The 3,726-nt window shown below is 54.5% G+C and carries 5 protein-coding genes; 2 read left to right on the top strand and 3 right to left on the bottom strand.

The window, feature by feature from the left end; genetic code table 11:
* Positions 1 to 173 precede the first annotated feature (173 nt).
* A complete protein-coding gene (gene radC / locus NTW95_11505; protein MCX6558031.1) occupies positions 174 to 845 on the top strand; it encodes a DNA repair protein RadC in 672 nt (223 codons plus the stop codon).
* Between the two features lie 86 nt (positions 846 to 931).
* Complete coding sequence (gene hypB, locus NTW95_11500; protein MCX6558030.1) at positions 932 to 1,594, top strand: hydrogenase nickel incorporation protein HypB; 663 nt, start codon at positions 932 to 934, stop codon at positions 1,592 to 1,594.
* Between the two features lie 515 nt (positions 1,595 to 2,109).
* Here hypB and NTW95_11495 read toward each other — a convergent pair.
* The 3 genes from NTW95_11495 to NTW95_11485 all read right to left on the bottom strand — a co-directional run.
* Positions 2,110 to 2,571 (bottom strand): hydrogenase maturation nickel metallochaperone HypA, encoded by a 462-nt coding sequence (locus NTW95_11495; protein ID MCX6558029.1) that lies wholly within the window; start codon positions 2,569 to 2,571, stop codon positions 2,110 to 2,112.
* The gene (gene hypE, locus NTW95_11490) at positions 2,571 to 3,557 is read right to left on the bottom strand and encodes a hydrogenase expression/formation protein HypE (GenBank protein MCX6558028.1); all 987 of its coding nucleotides are present in this window, start codon (positions 3,555 to 3,557) and stop codon (positions 2,571 to 2,573) included. The genes NTW95_11495 and hypE overlap by 1 nt, the downstream gene beginning before the upstream one ends.
* Positions 3,550 to 3,726: hydrogenase formation protein HypD (locus NTW95_11485; protein MCX6558027.1), on the bottom strand; the 177-nt coding region annotated here is incomplete at its 5' end. The genes NTW95_11485 and hypE, both read right to left, overlap by 8 nt.

The raw sequence follows: 3,726 nt of genomic DNA, 5'->3' as shown, positions 1-3,726 counted from the left end.
ACCATTGCCCTGAGAGGGTTTCCCCTCGACGACATGAAGTCGACTTTCAGGCAAAGCAGGCCTACCTTCTATTTAGAACATGTATATAGAAAAGTCAAGCAAAATGATTGAAATTCTTCATTTTTTGTCATTTTATTCGATTCAGGAGAAACCTCATTAAATTGGGCAAAAGAATGAAAAAACTTACTATTAAAGATTTACCCAAACACGGCCGGCCGCGGGAGAAACTGAAAGAAAAAGGCGTTGGCGCTTTGACTGATCAGGAATTGGTGGCTGCAATTCTTGGTTCGGGAACTAAGGGCGTTGACGTGAGAACCATGGCCATGAAAGTGGCCAATCTGATAAAGGAAAATAAGGGGCTTTTGATCCGTAGTCAATTGGTTGGGATTCCAGGCTTGGGGCCGGCCAAGGCGGCGCAAATCCTTTCGGCATTTGAACTGGCTCGCAGATATCTTTCAAAAGAAACGACCAAGATCTGTTGCGCCCAAGATATTCTTCCCCTTCTATCCGATATTACTAACAAACAGCAAGAATACTTTATTTGCTTTTCATTGAATGGAGCTAATGAAGTCATTGAAAAGCGGATCGTTACAATTGGCTTGCTTGACCAAAGCCCGGTCCATCCGCGTGAAGTGTTTGCCGATGTGATTGCTGACCGAGCTGCTGCCGTCATTTTGGCACATAACCACCCCTCTGGTGATTTGCAGCTGAGCGAGGCAGACAAAAAATTGCATGAACGATTGACTGATGCGGCTGAAATCCTTGGGTTGCAGATTCTTGACCATATCATCGTCAGTCGTAAGGGATATTTTAGCTTTCAGGAACATGGATTACTGAAAAAATGATCTAGAATTGCTATATTTCTACTGAAATTTATCCAAGAGTAGCGGCCTGGCTTGCTTTTTCGCCGCGGATGCGGTATACAAAAACCATGCCAAACATCAAGGTCAACGTCATGCAGAAGCTGCTCAAGGCCAACGACGCTATCGCCGACGCCATCCGCAAGGAACTCAAGGAAAAGAAAATATTTTTCGTCAACCTGATGAGCTCGCCCGGCTCGGGCAAGACCACCCTGATCGAGGCGACGGTCGGGAAGCTGGGCAAAAAGATAAAGGTCATCGAGGGCGACATCCAGACCACCTTGGACGCCGAGCGGCTGCAGAAGCTGGGCGTGCCGGCCTTTCAGATCAACACCGGTCCCTTCGGCGGCGATTGCCATTTGGAGGCGGCCTGGATCAAGACCGCCATCGACGAACTGGGCGCAAATGACATGGACATCCTGTTCGTGGAGAATATCGGCAACCTGGTCTGCCCGGCCGAGTTCGATGTCGGCGCCCACCTCAACGTTCTGCTGATCAGCGTGACCGAGGGCGAGGACAAGCCCTTGAAATACCCGCTGGCTTTCCAAGTTTCCAAGCTATGCATCATCACCAAGACGGATTTGCTCCCCTTGAAGCATTATTCGTTGGCAAAGCTCAGGCAAAACATCAAGAAGGTCAACCCGGCCTGCGCCGTGATCGAGGTCTCGGCCCACGACAACGTCGGACTGGAGAGCTGGTTCGAGATATTGAAGAACAAGCCAGGGATGAAATAAAAGACTTGGTTTACGGTGTACGGTTGACGGTGTACGGTAAGAAAAAAGAGCAAAATTCCAAATCCCAAGCATCAAAAAAATAATTCAAATTAAAAAAATAGGGTAGGGGTTTGATTCATCAAACCCGAGGGTGAATGCGTAGGGGCGGGGCGGTGCCCCGCCCTGGCATCGCATCGGCCGTAATATCAATTATGATCGAGATCTGGGCGATCCGGCAACTTCGTTTGCAGACAAATCATATCCACTGAAGCGGATAATTTGTGCTGCGGATCGCCCCTACGAAAAATTCAAGGACACAGATGTTCTGGTAGGGAACGCAAATTTGCGTTCCCTACAATAGACAATTACTTATACATTGGTTTAGGACACTGAAATTTGGAATTTGGAATTTGTTTGGAATTTGGTGCTTGAGATTTGTTATTTTCTTTTTGTAAGGGCGGTTCGCAGTACCAATCATCCGCCTATCCTGGCCGATCTGATCGGTCTGCCACCTGAAGGGGGTGAGTTTTATGAGCTCATTTTTTTTGCCCTTTTATTTTATCTTTATTCTTCAACCCTACACCTTCCGCCTTACGCCCCTTTGCAGGGGCAGACAAACTATATCCACCAAGGTCGGTGGATAGTTTGTGCTGCCTTACACCAATTATGTCTTTCAGATGCATCTCCCTGCCGCCGGTGATCTCGATGGCGGTCGAAGCGCAGGCCGGGCAAACGAAGGCGGCTTGCTCGAGGACGGTAACTTTGTTGCACCCGCGACACGTGATGGCCACCGGTGCGATCTTGATGACCAGTTTGCAGCGGATTAAAGGGGGATGTTCCTTTTTCAACAAGCGGAAATGGTTCTGCAGCACCTCGGGGACGACGTGGTGCAAACGGCCGATGAGGACGGTTGCGGTTTTTATTGAAGCGAATTTTTCCTGTTCCCGGACTTCCAGGATGTTCTGGATAATGGTGGTGGCGATGGCTCCCTCGTGCATCAGCAGATGCGGGGCAGGATCTCCCCGGACGGGGGCATGACGATGCGTTCGCTGCCGGCGCGGGTGGCCATGGTCACCCGGCCGGGATTTTCCGCCGTGATCTCGCCGATCAGGCGCGCTCCTTTGCCCAGGGGATGGCCACGCATGATTTTCAGCGCCCTGGCCGCGTCGCGGCGCGCCACGGCCATGACCACCTTGCCCTCGTTGGCCACGTGCAGCGGGTCGAAGCCGAGCAGGTCGCAGACAACGGCCACCTTGGCGGGGATGGGCAGTTCGTTTTCGAAAATGCGCACGCCGAATTTTCTCCCTTGCGCCAGTTCGTTCAGGGTCTGGGCCAGGCCGCCCCGGGTCGGGTCGCGCATGAAGGGGATGTCCAGGGCACGGCATTTTTTGATCAGCCCCCAGAGCGGGGCGACGTCGCTGCGGATTTTTCCCTGCAAGCCGAACTCGCCGCGGGCGGTGAGCACCGAGATCCCGTGCAGGCCGAGGCCGCCATTGATCAGGATCGCGTCGCCCGGGCGCAGGCGCGATGGCTGCAGCGGTTTTTTGAACAGCGGCCGGCCGATGCCGGCCGTGGTGATGAAGAGGCCGTCAGCCTTGCCGCGCTCCACCACCTTGGTGTCGGCGCAGACGATGCGCGTGCCGCTCTCGCGGCAGGCGCTGGCGATGGAGGCCAGGATCTTTTCCAGCTGCGCCACCGCGAAGCCCTCCTCGATGATGAAGGCAATGGAGAGGTAGAGGGGTTCGGCGCCCATCACCGCCAGGTCGTTGACCGTGCCGCAAACGGCCAGGCGGCCGATGTCGCCGCCCGGAAAAAACAGCGGCTTGACCACGAAGCTGTCGGTGCTGAACGCCTGGCCGGGCAGACGGGCGGCGTCTTCCATTTCCAACAGCAGCGGGTCGCGCAGGAAACGCTGGAAAAAGCGCCTGGTCAGCTCGGCGCTATTGCTGCCGCCGCAGCCGTCGGCCAGCAGAACCTTATCCATATGTTACCAAGGCGCTGCAGCTGCCTTCCGAGGAGACCATGCACGGCCCAAGCGGCCGGTCGGGACGGCAGGCTTTTTTGAACAGGGGGCAGGCGGGGGGATCGATCAGGCCGCGCAGCACGTCGCCGCAGCGGCACCCTTGTCGGGGGGGAGCGCTTTCTTTCCTGAT

The sequence above is a fragment of the Candidatus Aminicenantes bacterium genome (assembly GCA_026393795.1).
Classification (GTDB): domain Bacteria; phylum Acidobacteriota; class Aminicenantia; order UBA2199; family UBA2199; genus UBA2199.
The sequence above is the reverse complement of the archived record's forward strand: the minus strand, read 5'-3'. Positions and strand labels throughout refer to the sequence as shown.

What these genes read in the sequence shown, in the direction of transcription:
- radC (MCX6558031.1), top strand. Translation starts at nt 174, where the DNA reads ATGAAAAAACTTACTATTAAAGATTTACCCAAACACGGCCGGCCGCGG.
- hypB (MCX6558030.1), top strand. Translation starts at nt 932, where the DNA reads ATGCCAAACATCAAGGTCAACGTCATGCAGAAGCTGCTCAAGGCCAAC.
- NTW95_11495 (MCX6558029.1), bottom strand. Translation starts at nt 2,571, where the DNA reads ATGCACGAGGGAGCCATCGCCACCACCATTATCCAGAACATCCTGGAA.
- hypE (MCX6558028.1), bottom strand. Translation starts at nt 3,557, where the DNA reads ATGGATAAGGTTCTGCTGGCCGACGGCTGCGGCGGCAGCAATAGCGCC.